The 14,099-nt window shown below is 59.2% G+C and carries 20 protein-coding genes; 10 read left to right on the top strand and 10 right to left on the bottom strand.

From position 1 onward, the window contains the following. Nucleotides 1–24: 24 nt before the first annotated feature. The 3 genes from AB1J88_RS16295 to AB1J88_RS16285 are packed head-to-tail and all read left to right on the top strand — an operon-like array spanning nucleotide 25 to nucleotide 2,002. Nucleotides 25–465, top strand: a complete 441-nt coding sequence (locus AB1J88_RS16295; RefSeq protein ID WP_430291465.1) for a hypothetical protein — start codon at nucleotides 25–27, stop codon at nucleotides 463–465. Nucleotide 466: 1 nt separating this feature from the next. Beyond that, on the top strand, nucleotides 467–1,078 hold the full coding sequence (locus tag AB1J88_RS16290; RefSeq protein ID WP_430291464.1) for a superoxide dismutase: 612 nt from the start codon (nucleotides 467–469) through the stop codon (nucleotides 1,076–1,078). 30 nt (nucleotides 1,079–1,108) lie between these two features. Next, complete coding sequence (locus AB1J88_RS16285; RefSeq protein WP_430291463.1) at nucleotides 1,109–2,002, top strand: ZIP family metal transporter; 894 nt, start codon at nucleotides 1,109–1,111, stop codon at nucleotides 2,000–2,002. A gap of 101 nt (nucleotides 2,003–2,103) precedes the next feature. On the opposite strand, the gene AB1J88_RS16280 is transcribed toward AB1J88_RS16285, so the two are convergent. From AB1J88_RS16280 to AB1J88_RS16235, 10 genes are all read right to left on the bottom strand, one after another. Continuing rightward, nucleotides 2,104–2,379 carry an HPr family phosphocarrier protein gene (locus AB1J88_RS16280; RefSeq protein WP_414905568.1) on the bottom strand — a complete coding sequence of 92 codons (276 nt, stop codon included), beginning with the start codon at nucleotides 2,377–2,379 and terminating at the stop codon, nucleotides 2,104–2,106. 15 nt (nucleotides 2,380–2,394) lie between these two features. Then, nucleotides 2,395–3,252 (bottom strand): RNase adapter RapZ, encoded by an 858-nt coding sequence (gene rapZ, locus AB1J88_RS16275; RefSeq protein WP_041072843.1) that lies wholly within the window; start codon nucleotides 3,250–3,252, stop codon nucleotides 2,395–2,397. Nucleotides 3,253–3,254: 2 nt separating this feature from the next. Beyond that, nucleotides 3,255–3,719, bottom strand: a complete 465-nt coding sequence (gene ptsN / locus AB1J88_RS16270) for a PTS IIA-like nitrogen regulatory protein PtsN (protein WP_041072845.1) — start codon at nucleotides 3,717–3,719, stop codon at nucleotides 3,255–3,257. Nucleotides 3,720–3,731: 12 nt separating this feature from the next. After that, nucleotides 3,732–4,040 carry a ribosome hibernation-promoting factor, HPF/YfiA family gene (gene hpf, locus AB1J88_RS16265; protein ID WP_025109458.1) on the bottom strand — a complete coding sequence of 103 codons (309 nt, stop codon included), beginning with the start codon at nucleotides 4,038–4,040 and terminating at the stop codon, nucleotides 3,732–3,734. 73 nt (nucleotides 4,041–4,113) lie between these two features. After that, complete coding sequence (locus tag AB1J88_RS16260) at nucleotides 4,114–5,607, bottom strand: RNA polymerase factor sigma-54 (RefSeq protein WP_121183720.1); 1,494 nt, start codon at nucleotides 5,605–5,607, stop codon at nucleotides 4,114–4,116. A 188-nt stretch (nucleotides 5,608–5,795) separates the two neighbouring features. Further along, on the bottom strand, nucleotides 5,796–6,521 hold the full coding sequence (gene lptB / locus AB1J88_RS16255; RefSeq protein WP_041072850.1) for an LPS export ABC transporter ATP-binding protein: 726 nt from the start codon (nucleotides 6,519–6,521) through the stop codon (nucleotides 5,796–5,798). Further along, nucleotides 6,521–7,066, bottom strand: a complete 546-nt coding sequence (gene lptA / locus AB1J88_RS16250; RefSeq protein WP_025109456.1) for a lipopolysaccharide transport periplasmic protein LptA — start codon at nucleotides 7,064–7,066, stop codon at nucleotides 6,521–6,523. The genes lptB and lptA overlap by 1 nt, the downstream gene beginning before the upstream one ends. Beyond that, on the bottom strand, nucleotides 7,053–7,625 hold the full coding sequence (gene lptC / locus AB1J88_RS16245) for an LPS export ABC transporter periplasmic protein LptC (protein WP_041072852.1): 573 nt from the start codon (nucleotides 7,623–7,625) through the stop codon (nucleotides 7,053–7,055). The genes lptA and lptC overlap by 14 nt, the downstream gene beginning before the upstream one ends. An 8-nt stretch (nucleotides 7,626–7,633) precedes the next feature. After that, complete coding sequence (locus AB1J88_RS16240) at nucleotides 7,634–8,158, bottom strand: KdsC family phosphatase (RefSeq protein ID WP_430291462.1); 525 nt, start codon at nucleotides 8,156–8,158, stop codon at nucleotides 7,634–7,636. Further along, entirely contained in the window at nucleotides 8,158–9,132 is a 975-nt protein-coding gene (locus AB1J88_RS16235; protein WP_027610849.1) for a KpsF/GutQ family sugar-phosphate isomerase, read from the bottom strand. Before AB1J88_RS16235 ends, AB1J88_RS16240 begins: the two co-directional genes overlap by 1 nt. 275 nt (nucleotides 9,133–9,407) lie before the next feature. Here AB1J88_RS16235 and AB1J88_RS16230 point away from each other — a divergent pair, with 275 nt between their 5' ends. The 7 genes from AB1J88_RS16230 (at nucleotide 9,408) to murA (ending at nucleotide 14,092) form a co-directional block, all read left to right on the top strand. Beyond that, entirely contained in the window at nucleotides 9,408–10,217 is an 810-nt protein-coding gene (locus tag AB1J88_RS16230; RefSeq protein ID WP_003221703.1) for an ATP-binding cassette domain-containing protein, read from the top strand. Further along, a complete protein-coding gene (gene mlaE, locus AB1J88_RS16225) occupies nucleotides 10,217–11,014 on the top strand; it encodes a lipid asymmetry maintenance ABC transporter permease subunit MlaE (RefSeq protein ID WP_025109452.1) in 798 nt (265 codons plus the stop codon). Before AB1J88_RS16230 ends, mlaE begins: the two co-directional genes overlap by 1 nt. After that, nucleotides 11,014–11,481, top strand: a complete 468-nt coding sequence (gene mlaD, locus AB1J88_RS16220; protein ID WP_430291461.1) for an outer membrane lipid asymmetry maintenance protein MlaD — start codon at nucleotides 11,014–11,016, stop codon at nucleotides 11,479–11,481. The genes mlaE and mlaD overlap by 1 nt, the downstream gene beginning before the upstream one ends. Before the next feature lie 11 nt (nucleotides 11,482–11,492). After that, complete coding sequence (locus AB1J88_RS16215) at nucleotides 11,493–12,146, top strand: MlaC/ttg2D family ABC transporter substrate-binding protein (RefSeq protein WP_041072855.1); 654 nt, start codon at nucleotides 11,493–11,495, stop codon at nucleotides 12,144–12,146. Beyond that, on the top strand, nucleotides 12,143–12,448 hold the full coding sequence (locus AB1J88_RS16210; RefSeq protein WP_041072857.1) for an STAS domain-containing protein: 306 nt from the start codon (nucleotides 12,143–12,145) through the stop codon (nucleotides 12,446–12,448). The genes AB1J88_RS16215 and AB1J88_RS16210 overlap by 4 nt, the downstream gene beginning before the upstream one ends. Nucleotides 12,449–12,564: 116 nt before the next feature. Further along, nucleotides 12,565–12,804 carry a BolA family protein gene (locus tag AB1J88_RS16205; RefSeq protein ID WP_007953556.1) on the top strand — a complete coding sequence of 80 codons (240 nt, stop codon included), beginning with the start codon at nucleotides 12,565–12,567 and terminating at the stop codon, nucleotides 12,802–12,804. Nucleotides 12,805–12,826: 22 nt separating this feature from the next. After that, a complete protein-coding gene (gene murA / locus AB1J88_RS16200; RefSeq protein WP_027610854.1) occupies nucleotides 12,827–14,092 on the top strand; it encodes a UDP-N-acetylglucosamine 1-carboxyvinyltransferase in 1,266 nt (421 codons plus the stop codon). The last annotated feature ends 7 nt before the right edge of the window (nucleotides 14,093–14,099 follow it).

The following is a 14,099-nucleotide window of genomic DNA, read 5'->3' as shown; positions in this document are numbered from 1 at the left end:
CCGCAACCGCTTTGGAGGTTCACCATGGAGCACTGGAAACGCACGATCGAACGGGCCAATCGCTGCTTCATGCTCGGCGAGCTGATTGATGCCCGTGAAGCTTATCTGCAAGCCCTGGCCCTCGCGCAAGTACTGTTCGAACGCTGGGCGGACGCCGACGAAGCGGTAGCGGCCTGCGTTATCTCCCACCACAACCTGGCGGACCTGCACCTGCGCCTGAACCAGCCGGAGGAGAGCGCCGAGTACCTCTGCGCGATTCATCAACGGCTGTTGCAAACCATGCAGGACGAGCGCCTGCGCCCGGCCCTGCGGGAAGCGGCGTTGCGCCAGAGCAGCAAGACCTACGTCGAGCTGCTGAATTTCATCGGCGAACACGGCGAATACCCGCGCACCCAACGCCTGCTGCATCCGGACACCGGCCATGCACGCCGCGCGTCAGCCTCACATCACCATGGAGTCCACTGAAATGGCTTTTACCTTGCCTGCCTTGCCGTACGCCTACGACGCCCTGGAACCGCACATCGATGCGCAAACCATGGAGATTCACTACACCAAGCACCACCAGACCTACATCAACAACCTCAACACTGCCGTCGAAGGCACAGAGTATGCCGAGTGGCCGGTGGAAAAACTGGTCGCCAGCGTCCAGCAATTACCGGAAAAACTCCGTGCGGCCGTGATCAATCAGGGTGGCGGTCACGCCAACCATTCGTTGTTCTGGGAAATCATGGTGCCCAACGGTGGCGGCAAGCCTGAAGGCGCGCTGGCCAAGGCGATTGATGACCAACTGGGCGGCCTCGACAGCTTCAAGGACGCCTTTACCAAAGCCGCACTGACCCGTTTCGGCAGTGGCTGGGCCTGGCTCAGCGTCACTTCAGAGAAGACCTTGATCGTGGAAAGCAGCGGCAACCAGGACAGTCCGCTGATGAACGGTAATACGCCGATTCTCGGTCTGGACGTATGGGAACACGCCTACTACCTGCGCTATCAGAACCGCCGTCCGGAATACATCAACGCGTTCTACAACGTGATCAATTGGCCTGAAGTGGCCGCGCGTTATCAGGCTGCGCTGGTTTAAGTCATCTATAAAAACAATCCTGGGCTGACTATGGGCACTGAAACACTGGCGATTGGTGGTGGGCGCATGTTTCGTTATGCGGTCGGGTCGCTGTTGCTGCTGGCGGGCATGACTTTGCTGGCGGCGCATGGGCTGGAATGGCTGGATCTGCAGCCGAAACTGTCGCGGGCCTTGCAGGGTGGCGCGATTTGCGCCCTCGGCACGGCGCTCGGCGCGGTGCCGGTGCTGGTGATCCGGCGCATACCGCAGAGGCTTAGCGATACGCTATTGGGGTTCGGCGCCGGCGTGATGCTGGCGGCGACTGCGTTTTCGCTGATCGTGCCGGGCATTGCTGCTGCTGAAAGTCTGGGCCTGACACCGTGGGCTGCCAGCGGGTTGATCTGTTTCGGCATCATGCTCGGTGCATTCGGTCTGTATCTGGTGGATCTGAAACTGTCCGGCGCCTCACCGGAAATGCTCGTCGGTACCTCTGAGCGCCCGGTGATCCCGCCAAGGATCTGGTTGTTCGTCTTCGCCATCATTGCTCACAACATCCCGGAAGGCATGGCGTTGGGGGTGTCTGCTGGCGGCGGCATGCCGGATGCCGACAGTCTGGCGATGGGCATCGCTTTGCAGGATGTGCCTGAGGGATTGGTGATTGCGCTGATGTTGGCTGGGGCCGGGATGTCGCGGGTCAAGGCGTTTTTGATCGGTGCGGCGTCAGGGCTGGTCGAGCCGGTGTTTGCATTGCTCTGTGCGTGGCTGGTCAGCCTGGCAGAGTTGTTGTTGCCGTTAGGGCTGGCGCTGGCCGCGGGAGCGATGTTGCTGGTGGTGACGCATGAGGTGATCCCCGAGTCGCGACGCAATGGTCATGACAAGCTGGCCAGTCTTGGCTTGCTGATCGGGTTTTGTCTGATGATGGCGATGGATACGGCGTTGGGTTGAATATCAAAAGATCGCAGCCTGCGGCAGCTCCTACATTGGAATGCGTTCACTGTAGGAGCTGCCGCAGGCTGCGATCTTTTGATCTTTTGATCTTTAAACGATCAACCACCCTCATCGAAGTAGTTGTTGATCAACTCCACCAGCGCATCCAGCGCTTCCTGTTCCTGATGGCCTTCAGTACTCAGATAGATCTTCGTGCCCTTGCCGGCAGCCAGCATCATCATCGCCATGATGCTTTTACCGTCCACGGTTGTTTCTGGTGTACGACCCACTCTGATCGTGCAATCCGGGAACTTGCCCGCCACCCCGACGAACTTGGCCGAAGCTCGGGCATGCAGGCCCAGTTTATTGATGATTTCGATTTCCAGAGCAGGCATCGCGGTGTGAATCCTTTAAGTGAGGTCGCGGTGGCGAACCTGGACGTTCTTCAGGGTTTTCTGCAGGGCCTGACCCAGGCGTTCGGTCAGGTAAACGGAGCGGTGATGCCCACCAGTGCAGCCAATGGCAATGGTGACGTAGGCGCGGTTGCTCGCAGCAAAGCGTGGCAGCCATTTATTCAGATAGCCGAAGATATCCTGATACATCTCCTCGACTTCCGGTTGCGCCGCCAGGTATTCGGCGACCGGTGCATCGAGACCCGATTGGGCGCGTAGCTCCGGCTTCCAGTACGGATTAGGCAGGCAGCGCACGTCGAATACCAGATCCGCATCCACCGGCATGCCGCGCTTGAAGCCGAACGACTCGACCAGAAACGCCGTGCCCGGCTCTGGTTGGTTCAGCAGGCGTAACTTGATGGTGTCACGCAGTTGGTACAGATTCAGATTGGTGGTGTTGACCTTGAGGTCGGCCAGGTCCGCAATCGGGCCCAGCAGGGCCGTCTCGTCTTGAATCGCTTCGGCCAGCGAACGATTGGCAGTGCTCAGCGGATGGCGCCGGCGGGTTTCCGAGAAGCGCTTGAGCAGGGTTTCTTCGTCGGCATCCAGATACAACACATCGCACTGGATGTGCCGGGCACGGACTTCTTCAAGCAGTTCGGGGAAACGCGACAGGTGGCTCGGCAGATTGCGTGCATCGATCGACACGGCCACCAGCGGCTGGGCCAGCTCGGTATGAATCAGGGCGCGTTCGGCGAGTTCCGGCAGCAGGCCGGCCGGCAGGTTGTCGATGCAGTAGTAGCCATTGTCCTCAAGGACATCCAGGGCAGTACTTTTACCCGAGCCGGAGCGGCCGCTGACGATGATCAAACGCATGATTAATGACCGTTCTGCTCGCTCAGGACGACCTGATACAAGGCTTCGTTACTTGGTGCGCTGCGCAGTTTTTCGCGCACTTCCTTGCGATCGAGCATGCTGGCGATCTGGCGCAATAATTCCAGGTGAGCATCGGTGGCCGCTTCCGGGACCAGCAGGACAAACAGCAAGTCAACCGGAGCGCCGTCGATGGCATCGAAATCAATGGGGGCATCAAGGTGCATCAATGCGCTGATAGGCGCTTCGCAGCCTTTGAGGCGACAATGGGGAATGGCGATGCCGTTGCCGAAACCGGTGGAACCGAGTTTCTCACGGGCGATCAGCGCATCGAACACATCCTGCATGGCCAGATCCGGCACTTCTTTATGGATGAGGTTGGCAATCTGTTCGAGGGCTTTCTTTTTACTGCCGCCCGGCACGTTCACCAGGGAACGGCCGGGGGTCAGGATACTTTCAAGTCGGATCATGGGTTGGGGGTGTTAACGACCGGTTGCGCCCTGGAGGAGGCTCTGGGTCTTTTCCTTATGCTTTTTGAGTTGGCGATCCAGCTTGTCGGTCAGTGAGTCGATCGCAGCATACATGTCGGTATCTTCTGCGTTGGCGACCACTTCGCTGCCGGGAATATGCAAGGTGGCTTCGATTTTCTGCTTGAGCTTTTCGACGCACATCGTGACCTGCACGTTGGTGATCTTGTCGAAATGGCGCTCCAATCGTTCGAGTTTCTCGTTGATGTAGGTGCGCAGAGGTTCGGTCACTTCCAGTTGGTGTCCACTGATGTTGACTTGCATACAGCTTCTCCTTCGTTGCCAGTGCATAAAGCGGCAGGCCGGATAGCCTGCCACTGGAACGCTGTAACGTGGCTTACATCAACCGCTTGCGTTCGCTCGAAGGCGCGATCCCGAGGGATTCGCGGTACTTGGCGACGGTGCGGCGAGCCACCTGAATGCCTTGTGCCTCCAGTAAACCAGCGATCTTGCTGTCACTCAATGGCTTTTTCTGATTTTCCGCCGCGACCAGTTTTTTGATGATCGCGCGGATCGCCGTGGATGAGCATTCACCGCCTTCAGAGGTGCTGACGTGGCTGGAGAAAAAGTATTTCAGTTCATAAATGCCCCGAGGGGTATGCATGAATTTCTGCGTGGTGACCCGGGAAATCGTCGATTCGTGCATGCCGACCGCCTCGGCGATGTCATGCAGGACCAACGGTTTCATGGCTTCATCGCCGTATTCCAGGAAGCCGCGCTGATGCTCGACGATCTGGGTGGCCACCTTCATCAGGGTTTCGTTGCGGCTTTGCAGGCTCTTGATGAACCAGCGTGCCTCTTGCAACTGGTTGCGCATGAAGGTGTTGTCGGCGCTGGTGTCGGCGCGTCGCACGAAGCCGGCATACTGCGCATTGACCCGCAGACGAGGCACCGACTCCTGATTCAGCTCGACCAGCCAGCGTTCGTTGTCCTTGCGCACAATCACGTCAGGCACCACGTACTCGGCTTCGGTGGATTCGATCTGTGAACCCGGGCGCGGATTGAGGCTCTGCACCAGTTCGATGACCTGACGCAGCTCGTCTTCCTTGAGCTTCATGCGTCGCATCAGCTGGCTGTAGTCGCGACTGCCAAGCAGATCGATGTAGTCGCTGACCAGACGCTTGGCTTCGTTCAGCCAAGGAGTCTTGGCCGGGAGTTGACGCAGTTGCAGCAACAGGCATTCGCCGAGGTTGCGCGCGCCGATGCCGGCGGGTTCGAATTGCTGGATGCGGTGCAGGACGGCTTCGATCTCGTCCAGCTCGATGTCGAGTTCCGGATCAAAGGCGTCGAGAATTTCTTCGAGGGTTTCGTCGAGATAACCCTGATTGTTGATGCAGTCGATCAGGGTCACGGCGATCAGGCGGTCGGTGTCGGACATCGGCGCCAGGTTCAGTTGCCACAGCAGATGGCTTTGCAGGCTTTCCCCGGCGGAGGTGCGGGTGGTGAAGTCCCACTCGTCGTCATCGCTGCTGGGCAGGCTGCTGGCGCTGGTCTGGTAGACGTCTTCCCAGGCGGTGTCGACGGGCAATTCGTTAGGAATGCGCTCGTTCCATTCGCCTTCCTCCAGGTTGTCCACCGTCGGGGCGGTTTCCTGATAGGAGGGTTCCTGAATCTCGGTGTTGGGTTTTTGTTCGGCGTTGTCGGCCAATGGATCGGAGTTGTCGAAGTCGTCGCCTTCTTCCTGGCGCTCGAGCATCGGATTGGATTCCAGGGCCTCCTGGATTTCCTGTTGCAGGTCCAGGGTCGACAATTGGAGCAGGCGGATGGCCTGTTGCAGCTGCGGTGTCATCGTCAGCTGCTGGCCCATTCTCAAGACTAGCGATGGTTTCATGGCAGGGGCTTAACACCTTATTCGCCGGCGCGCATGCGCCATCCACTACAGGGCGCCGAAGCGCCAAACTTAAGCAAATTATATGCCTGAAACTGTCGTGTTTGCCTAGAGCGCTGTAACAATAAAGCGCATAAAAAAAGCGCTTCAACGTTACAGCACCCGGACGGCTGGCCGAATGCGCTCGCGCTTTAGAGGCGGAACTCGTGGCCCAGGTACACTTCCTTCACCAGATCGTTGGCAAGGATGGTTGCCGCATCGCCTTCAGCGATCAGTTGACCGTCGTTGACGATGTAGGCGGTCTCGCAGATATCCAGCGTCTCACGCACGTTGTGGTCGGTGATCAGCACACCGATGCCCTTGGCCTTGAGGTGATGGATGATCTGCTTGATGTCGCCGACCGAGATCGGGTCGACACCGGCGAACGGTTCGTCGAGCAGGATGAATTTCGGGGCGGTCGCCAGGGCGCGGGCGATTTCCACTCGACGGCGTTCACCACCGGACAGGCTCATGCCGAGGTTGTCGCGGATGTGGCTGATATGGAATTCCTGCAGCAGGCTTTCCAGCTCCTTGCGACGGCCGGCCTTGTCGAGCTCCTGGCGGGTCTCGAGGATGGCCATGATGTTGTCGGCCACTGACAGTTTGCGGAAGATCGACGCTTCTTGTGGCAGATAGCCGATACCGGCCTTGGCGCGACCGTGCATCGGCTGGTGGCTGACGTCCAGATCGTCGATCAGTACGCGGCCCTGATCGGCCTGCACCAGGCCAACGATCATGTAGAAGCAGGTGGTCTTGCCGGCACCGTTCGGGCCGAGCAGGCCGACGATCTGGCCGCTGTCGATCGACAGGCTGACGTCACGCACGACCTGGCGGCTTTTATAGGCCTTGGCCAGGTGCTGAGCTTTCAGAGTTGCCATTACTGGGTTTTCTCGTCGGTTTTCTTCTTCGGCTGGATCACCATGTCGATGCGCGGACGCGTCTCGGTGACCTTGTTGCCGGTAGCGCGACCGGCGCTGGCCAGTTTTCTCACCGTGTCATAGACGATTTTCTCGCCCTGGGTGGTGTTGTTGTCCTTGTCGACAACCTTGGCCTTGTCGATCAGCACGACGCGGTTTTGCGCGGCGTGATACTGGATCGTCACGCCCCAGCCCTGTACAGGCTTGGTGTCACCCTGGGTTTGCAACTGCTCGAAGTAGGCAAGGTTGCCCACCGAGGTCACCACGTCGATGTCGCCGGTCGGAGTACGGGTGATGGTCACCGTATTGCCCTTAACGATCATCGAGCCCTGGGTGATGATCACGTCACCTTTATAGGTGGCGATGCCGTTCTTGTCGTCCAGTTGGGCGTCGTCGGCCTGAATGCGGATAGGTTGCTGCTGATCGTTCGGCAGAGCCCAGGCGCTCACGCTTCCCAGTGCTGCGCCCAGACTGAGCAAAATAGGGAGGGTTTTAACGAGCCTCATACTGTCCTCTTACGTTCGATTGCAGGTGTATCCTGCTTTCCTTCAAATACGCCTTCATTCCCACGCCAGTCGATACACCGCCAGCGCCGTCGATTCTAACGGGTTGCTCGGTCTGCGCATATTGCTGCTGAGGGAACACCGTCATGCGGGTGCTGGTGATCAGGGTGTCGCGGTTCTTTTCATCGGTGCGCTTGATGCGTACCGAGTCGATCAGTTCCACCTGGGTTCCGTCCGGGTTCACTTCGCCACGCTCGCTGGTCACGTGCCACGGAAAGTCTGTGCCGCGGAACATGTTGAGGTCGGGTTTGGTGACCAGCGTCACGTCCGTCGCTTTCAGATGCTCGGCCTTGTCCGACGTCATTTCGTACTGCACCTTGCCGTCCGGAAGGTATTGCAGGGTATGCGTGTTCGTGGCGTACCAGTCGATGGCGGTGTCTTCGACCTTGGTCACAGGTTTGTCGAGGAACCGTTCAGGGCTGATGTTCCAATAGCCGACCGCTGCAAACAGGGCAGCGATACAGCCGAACAACAGGAAGTTGCGAAATTTTTTGCTAAACATGGTTTGGCTCACAGGTACGCGGCGTTGGCCGCATCGAGGCGGCCCTGGGCGCGCAGGATCAATTCGCAGAACTCTCGGGCGGCACCTTCGCCACCGCGGGCCCGAGTGACGCCATCGGCGTGTTCGCGCACGAAGTCGGCAGCATTGGCCACGGCCATGCCCAAGCCTACGCGGCGGATCACCGGCAGGTCAGGCAGGTCGTCACCGAGGTAGGCGACTTGTTCATAGCTTAGGCCCAGTTGCGCCAATAGGCCGTCCAGAACTACCAATTTGTCTTCGCGGCCCTGAAACAGATGCGGGATGCCGAGGTTCTTCGCCCGGCGCTCGACCACCGGCGTCTTGCGGCCACTGATGATGGCGGTTTCTACGCCGGCATTCATCAGCATCTTGATGCCCTGGCCGTCGAGGGTGTTGAAGGTCTTGAATTCGCTGCCGTCTTCGAGGAAGTACAGGCGCCCGTCGGTGAGGACGCCATCGACGTCGAACACCGCCAGTTTGATCGCTTTGCCGCGTTGCAGCAGATCGGTTGTCATTACATCACTCCTGCACGCAGCAGATCGGAGAGGTTGAAGGCGCCGATCGGGCGATCTTCTTCGTCCACGACCACCAGTGCGTTGATTCGGTGGTCTTCCATGATTTTCAGCGCTTCGGCGGCGAGCATCTCGGGCCGTGCGGTCTTGCCGTGCGCGGTCATGACCTGGTCGATGGTGGCGCTGCGGATGTCGATGCTGCGATCCAGGGTGCGGCGCAGGTCGCCGTCGGTGAAGATCCCGGCGAGTTTGCCATCGGCTTCAACGATCGCGGTCATGCCCAGGCCCTTGCGGGTCATTTCCATGAGCGCGTCCTTGAGCAGGGTACCGCGTTGCACTTGCGGCAACTCCTGGCCTGCGTGCATGACGTTTTCCACTTTCAGCAGCAGGCGTCGACCCAGGGCGCCGCCCGGGTGGGAAAAAGCAAAATCTTCGGCGGTAAAACCCCGGGCTTCCAGCAGCGCCACGGCCAGGGCATCGCCCATGACCAGCGCAGCGGTGGTCGAGGAAGTCGGTGCCAGGTTCAGCGGGCAGGCTTCGTGCTCGACGTGAACGTTGAGATTGACTTCGGCGGCCTTGGCCAGCGGTGACTGTGGATTACCGGTCAGGCTGATCAACTGGATGCCCAGGCGCTTGATCAACGGCAGCAGGGTGACGATTTCGTTGGTCGAGCCGGAGTTGGAGAGGGCGAGGATCACGTCATCGCGGGTGATCATGCCCATGTCGCCGTGGCTGGCTTCGGCTGGATGAACAAAAAATGCCGGGGTGCCGGTGCTGGCCAGGGTCGCGGCAATCTTGTTGCCGACGTGCCCGGATTTGCCCATGCCGACCACGACCACACGGCCCTTGCTGGCCAGAATCATCTCGCAAGCGCGTACGAAATCGGCGTCGATATGGGGCAACAAGCCTTGTACGGCTTCCACTTCGAGGCGGATGGTGCGTTGTGCCGATTGAATCAGGTCGCTGGATTGGCTCATGTCAGAAATCGTATAGCCCGATGAAAAGGCGGCGATTATAGCGGTTATGTTGAAAAGCCTCACGCAAGTTCGTCGAGCTTTGTCATTCCTGGCAACCAAAACCCCGAAAAAGTGCCGTCGGGCCTGTCATATCGTTGAACGCGGAGGGGCATGGGCCTTGGGCGCTTGGCGTTTGCAGTGATATAGTTCGCCGCCAGTTCGGCCTGCCCGGGAGGTATGTGCTTTCTACGGAAAGCCAGGCGTCCGAGTGAGAGGCTGCATCGCAAGGAGTTTAGATGAGTGCCGATAACGCCTACGCGGTCGAGCTGAAGGGAGTCTCCTTCAAGCGCGGTGCGCGCAGCATTTTCAATAACGTCGATATTCGCATCCCGCGCGGCAAGGTTACCGGCATCATGGGGCCTTCCGGGTGTGGCAAGACCACGCTGCTGCGATTGATGGGCGCGCAATTGCGTCCCTCCAGCGGGGAAGTCTGGGTCAACGGTCAGAACCTGCCGACGCTGTCGCGCAGTGATCTGTTCGATGCGCGAAAGCACATGGGCGTGCTGTTTCAGAGTGGCGCGCTGTTCACCGATCTCGATGTCTTCGAGAACGTCGCTTTCCCCCTGCGGGTTCATACCCAATTACCGGACGAGATGATCCGCGACATCGTCCTGCTCAAATTGCAGGCGGTTGGACTGCGCGGCGCGATCGAGCTGATGCCGGACGAGCTGTCGGGCGGCATGAAACGTCGCGTGGCGCTGGCGCGGGCGATCGCGCTCGATCCGCAGATTCTCATGTATGACGAGCCTTTCGTTGGTCAGGATCCGATCGCCATGGGCGTGCTGGTGCGCCTGATCCGTCTGCTCAATGATGCGCTGGGCATTACCAGCATTGTGGTTTCCCACGACCTGGCCGAAACCGCGAGCATCGCTGACTACATCTATGTAGTGGGTGATGGTCAGGTGCTGGGGCAGGGCACGCCGGACGAATTGATGAACTCGGATGAACCGCGTATTCGCCAGTTCATGACCGGCAACCCCGATGGCCCGGTGCCGTACCATTTTCCAGCGACGGATTACCGCGCAGATCTTCTGGGGAAGCGCTGATGCGCAGAATTTCATTGATAGAACGCGTACGCCGCTTTGGCGAGACGGCGATCGACGCCGTGGCGGTGTTTGGCCGCGCGACCCTGTTCCTGTTTCACGCCCTGCTCGGTCGTGGCGGCATCAGTGGCGGTTTTGGTCTGCTGGTCAAGCAACTGCATTCGGTTGGCGTGATGTCGCTGGTGATCATCGTCGTCTCCGGGATTTTCATCGGCATGGTGCTGGCGCTGCAGGGCTTCAGTATTCTGTCGAGCTACGGTTCGGAGCAGGCAGTGGGGCAGATGGTCGCCCTGACCTTGCTGCGTGAATTGGGTCCGGTGGTGACGGCGCTGCTGTTTGCCGGGCGTGCCGGTTCGGCGCTGACGGCCGAAATCGGCAACATGAAGTCCACCGAACAGCTTTCCAGCCTGGAAATGATCGGTGTCGACCCGCTCAAGTACATCATTGCTCCGCGCCTGTGGGCCGGTTTCATTTCCCTGCCGGTGCTGGCGATGATTTTCAGCGTGGTAGGCATCTGGGGTGGATCGTGGGTGGCTGTCGACTGGCTGGGTGTGTATGAAGGCTCTTATTGGGCGAACATGCAGAACAGCGTGAATTTCACCAGTGACGTGCTCAACGGCGTGATCAAAAGTATTGTTTTCGCCTTTGTAGTGACCTGGATTGCCGTATTCCAAGGCTATGACTGTGAGCCCACTTCCGAGGGTATCAGTCGTGCCACCACCAAGACCGTGGTGTTTGCCTCGCTGGCAGTGCTCGGCCTGGACTTTATTCTGACCGCTTTGATGTTTGGAGATTTCTGATGCAAAACCGCACCCTGGAAATCGGTGTCGGCCTGTTCCTGCTGGCAGGGATTCTGGCCTTGTTGCTGCTGGCGCTGCGGGTCAGTGGCCTGTCTCCGACCTCGACCACCGACACCTATAAGCTGTATGCCTACTTCGACAATATCGCCGGTTTGACGGTCAGAGCCAAAGTGACCATGGCCGGTGTAACCATCGGCAAGGTCACGGCCATCGATCTGGATCGCGACAGCTTCACCGGTCGGGTCACCCTGCAAGTGGATAAAAAGGTCGACAACCTGCCGACCGACTCCACAGCGTCTATCCTGACCGCTGGCCTGTTGGGCGAGAAGTACATCGGTATCAGCGTGGGCGGGGAAGACTCCCGTCTGAAGGATGGTGGAACCATCCACGACACGCAGTCGTCTCTGGTACTGGAAGACCTGATCGGTAAATTCCTGCTCAATACCGTTAGCAAAGACGCCAAATGAGGAGCTTTTGAATGATCTCTACCTTGCGACGTGGCCTGTTGGTGTTGCTCGCGACACTGCCACTGCTGGCTAACGCTGCGCCCGGGCAATCGGCGCACGATCTGGTTCAGGACACCACGAACCGGATGCTGGCCGACCTGTCGGCCAACAAAGCGAAATACAAGCAGGATCCGGCTGATTTCTATGCCGCGTTGAACAACATCGTCGGCCCGGTAGTGGATGCCGAGGGCATTTCCAAGAGCATCATGACGGTCAAGTATTCGCGCAAGGCCACGCCTGCGCAGATGCAGACCTTCCAGGAAAACTTCAAGAAAGGCCTGTTCCAGTTCTACGGCAATGCCTTGCTCGAATACAACAATCAGGGCATCACGGTTGATCCGGCCAAGGATGAATCGGGTGATCGCACCAGCGTCGGCATGACCGTCAAGGGCAGCAACGGCGCGATCTATCCGGTGCAGTACACGCTGGAGAAGATCAACGGCGAGTGGAAGCTGCGCAACGTGATCATCAACGGCATCAACATCGGCAAGCTGTTCCGTGATCAGTTCGCGGATGCGATGCAGCGCAATGGCAACGATCTGGACAAGACCATCAACAATTGGGCTGGCGAAGTGGCCAAGGCCAAGGAAACCACCGAGAAAGCTGCCGAGAAGCCAGCGCAATGAATGAGGCGGCAGTTCGTATGAGTGATGTCGACGAGCTATTGCTCAGCGGAGTGCTGGACTATCGCACAGGCCCCGACCTGCGCAAGGAAGGCCAGGCGCTGATCAAGTCCAGCAAGGCGGCATCGCTGGTGATTGATTGTTCGGCAGTGAAGAAGTCCAGCAGCGTCGGCTTGTCCTTGCTGCTGTGCTTCATGCGCGATGCCCGGGCGGCCGGCAAGGCCGTCAGCATCCGCGCGATGCCGGAAGACATGCGCGAAATCGCTCAGGTCAGCGAACTGACCGAGTTGCTGGCGCACCCCTGAACCCGCATCGACAAACAAGCCCCCCGTCAGAGTCCTGCCAATGCGGGGTTCGCAGGCGCGGGGCTTTTTTGTATGATGTCCGACCCGTGCGCACAGGGCGCCGATTGAGGTTGAGCATGCAGGCCGTAGAAGTGAAGAGCTTCCTTGAAGGAAAGCTGCCAGGAACGCAGGTGGAAGTTGAAGGCGAAGGCTGCAACTTCCAGCTGAACGTGATTAGTGATGAACTGGCGGCGTTGAGCCCGGTCAAGCGTCAGCAAAGCATCTATGCCCATTTGAACCCTTGGATCGCTGATGGCAGCATCCACGCGGTCACTATGAAATTTTTCAGCAGCGCGGCCTGGGCCGAGCGCACCTGAGCCCTAGGGCGTCGAGATTCTTATGGATAAATTGATTATTACCGGTGGCGTTCGTCTTGATGGCGAAATCCGTATCTCCGGGGCGAAGAACTCCGCCCTGCCGATTCTGGCCGCCACCCTGCTGTGCGATGGCCCGGTGACCGTTGGCAACCTGCCGCACCTGCACGACATCACCACCATGATCGAGCTGTTCGGTCGCATGGGCATCGAGCCTGTGATCGACGAGAAACTCAGCGTTGAAATCGACCCACGCACCATCAAGACCCTGATCGCGCCATACGAACTGGTGAAAACCATGCGTGCCTCGATCCTGGTTCTGGGGCCGATGGTTGCCCGTTTCGGTGAAGCCGAAGTCGCCCTGCCTGGCGGTTGCGCCATCGGTTCGCGCCCGGTTGACCTGCACATCCGTGGTCTCGAAGCCATGGGCGCGGTGATCGACGTCGAAGGCGGCTACATCAAGGCCAAGGCGCCTGAAGGCGGTCTGCGCGGTGCGCACTTCTTCTTCGATACCGTCAGCGTGACCGGTACCGAAAACATCATGATGGCGGCTGCCCTGGCCAAGGGTCGCAGCGTGCTGCAGAACGCTGCGCGCGAGCCGGAAGTCGTCGACCTGGCGAATTTCCTCAACGCCATGGGCGCCAAGGTTTCCGGCGCCGGTACCGACACCATCACCATCGATGGCGTCGAGCGCTTGGGTTCGTGTTTCTACAAGGTCATGCCTGACCGTATCGAAACCGGCACCTACCTGGTGGCCGCTGCGGTCACCGGTGGCCGCGTCAAGGTCAAGGACACTGATCCGACCATTCTTGAAGCAGTCCTGGAAAAGCTCCGTGAGTCCGGTGCGGAAATCACCTGCGGTGAAGACTGGATTGAGCTGAACATGCACGGCAAGCGCCCGAAAGCGGTCAACGTGCGCACGGCACCGTACCCGGCGTTCCCGACCGACATGCAGGCGCAGTTCATCTCGCTCAACGCCATTGCCGAAGGCACCGGTGCGGTAATCGAGACGATCTTCGAAAACCGTTTCATGCACGTGTACGAACTGCACCGCATGGGCGCCAGGATCCAGGTCGAAGGCAACACTGCGATCGTCACCGGTACTGAAGTGCTGAAGGGCGCGCCAGTGATGGCCACCGACCTGCGTGCTTCGGCCAGCCTGGTGATCTCGGCCCTGGTGGCCGAAGGCGATACCCTGATCGACCGCATCTACCACATCGACCGTGGTTACGAGTGCATCGAAGAAAAACTGCAGATGCTGGGCGCCAAGATCCGTCGCGTTCCGGGCTAGTCGCTGC

Origin of the sequence: Pseudomonas sp. S8 (genome assembly GCF_050473925.1) — a bacterium.
GTDB classification, from domain to species: Bacteria; Pseudomonadota; Gammaproteobacteria; order Pseudomonadales; family Pseudomonadaceae; genus Aquipseudomonas; species Aquipseudomonas parakoreensis.
The sequence above is the reverse complement of the archived record's forward strand: the minus strand, read 5'-3'. Positions and strand labels throughout refer to the sequence as shown.

What these genes read in the sequence shown, in the direction of transcription:
- AB1J88_RS16215 (WP_041072855.1), top strand. Translation starts at nt 11,493, where the DNA reads ATGATCTCTACCTTGCGACGTGGCCTGTTGGTGTTGCTCGCGACACTG.
- AB1J88_RS16205 (WP_007953556.1), top strand. Translation starts at nt 12,565, where the DNA reads ATGCAGGCCGTAGAAGTGAAGAGCTTCCTTGAAGGAAAGCTGCCAGGA.
- AB1J88_RS16295 (WP_430291465.1), top strand. Translation starts at nt 25, where the DNA reads ATGGAGCACTGGAAACGCACGATCGAACGGGCCAATCGCTGCTTCATG.
- lptA (WP_025109456.1), bottom strand. Translation starts at nt 7,066, where the DNA reads ATGAGGCTCGTTAAAACCCTCCCTATTTTGCTCAGTCTGGGCGCAGCA.
- lptB (WP_041072850.1), bottom strand. Translation starts at nt 6,521, where the DNA reads ATGGCAACTCTGAAAGCTCAGCACCTGGCCAAGGCCTATAAAAGCCGC.
- mlaD (WP_430291461.1), top strand. Translation starts at nt 11,014, where the DNA reads ATGCAAAACCGCACCCTGGAAATCGGTGTCGGCCTGTTCCTGCTGGCA.
- AB1J88_RS16240 (WP_430291462.1), bottom strand. Translation starts at nt 8,158, where the DNA reads ATGACAACCGATCTGCTGCAACGCGGCAAAGCGATCAAACTGGCGGTG.
- rapZ (WP_041072843.1), bottom strand. Translation starts at nt 3,252, where the DNA reads ATGCGTTTGATCATCGTCAGCGGCCGCTCCGGCTCGGGTAAAAGTACT.
- AB1J88_RS16230 (WP_003221703.1), top strand. Translation starts at nt 9,408, where the DNA reads ATGAGTGCCGATAACGCCTACGCGGTCGAGCTGAAGGGAGTCTCCTTC.
- AB1J88_RS16260 (WP_121183720.1), bottom strand. Translation starts at nt 5,607, where the DNA reads ATGAAACCATCGCTAGTCTTGAGAATGGGCCAGCAGCTGACGATGACA.
- hpf (WP_025109458.1), bottom strand. Translation starts at nt 4,040, where the DNA reads ATGCAAGTCAACATCAGTGGACACCAACTGGAAGTGACCGAACCTCTG.
- ptsN (WP_041072845.1), bottom strand. Translation starts at nt 3,719, where the DNA reads ATGATCCGACTTGAAAGTATCCTGACCCCCGGCCGTTCCCTGGTGAAC.
- murA (WP_027610854.1), top strand. Translation starts at nt 12,827, where the DNA reads ATGGATAAATTGATTATTACCGGTGGCGTTCGTCTTGATGGCGAAATC.
- AB1J88_RS16290 (WP_430291464.1), top strand. Translation starts at nt 467, where the DNA reads ATGGCTTTTACCTTGCCTGCCTTGCCGTACGCCTACGACGCCCTGGAA.
- lptC (WP_041072852.1), bottom strand. Translation starts at nt 7,625, where the DNA reads ATGTTTAGCAAAAAATTTCGCAACTTCCTGTTGTTCGGCTGTATCGCT.
- AB1J88_RS16285 (WP_430291463.1), top strand. Translation starts at nt 1,109, where the DNA reads ATGGGCACTGAAACACTGGCGATTGGTGGTGGGCGCATGTTTCGTTAT.
- AB1J88_RS16280 (WP_414905568.1), bottom strand. Translation starts at nt 2,379, where the DNA reads ATGCCTGCTCTGGAAATCGAAATCATCAATAAACTGGGCCTGCATGCC.
- AB1J88_RS16235 (WP_027610849.1), bottom strand. Translation starts at nt 9,132, where the DNA reads ATGAGCCAATCCAGCGACCTGATTCAATCGGCACAACGCACCATCCGC.
- mlaE (WP_025109452.1), top strand. Translation starts at nt 10,217, where the DNA reads ATGCGCAGAATTTCATTGATAGAACGCGTACGCCGCTTTGGCGAGACG.
- AB1J88_RS16210 (WP_041072857.1), top strand. Translation starts at nt 12,143, where the DNA reads ATGAATGAGGCGGCAGTTCGTATGAGTGATGTCGACGAGCTATTGCTC.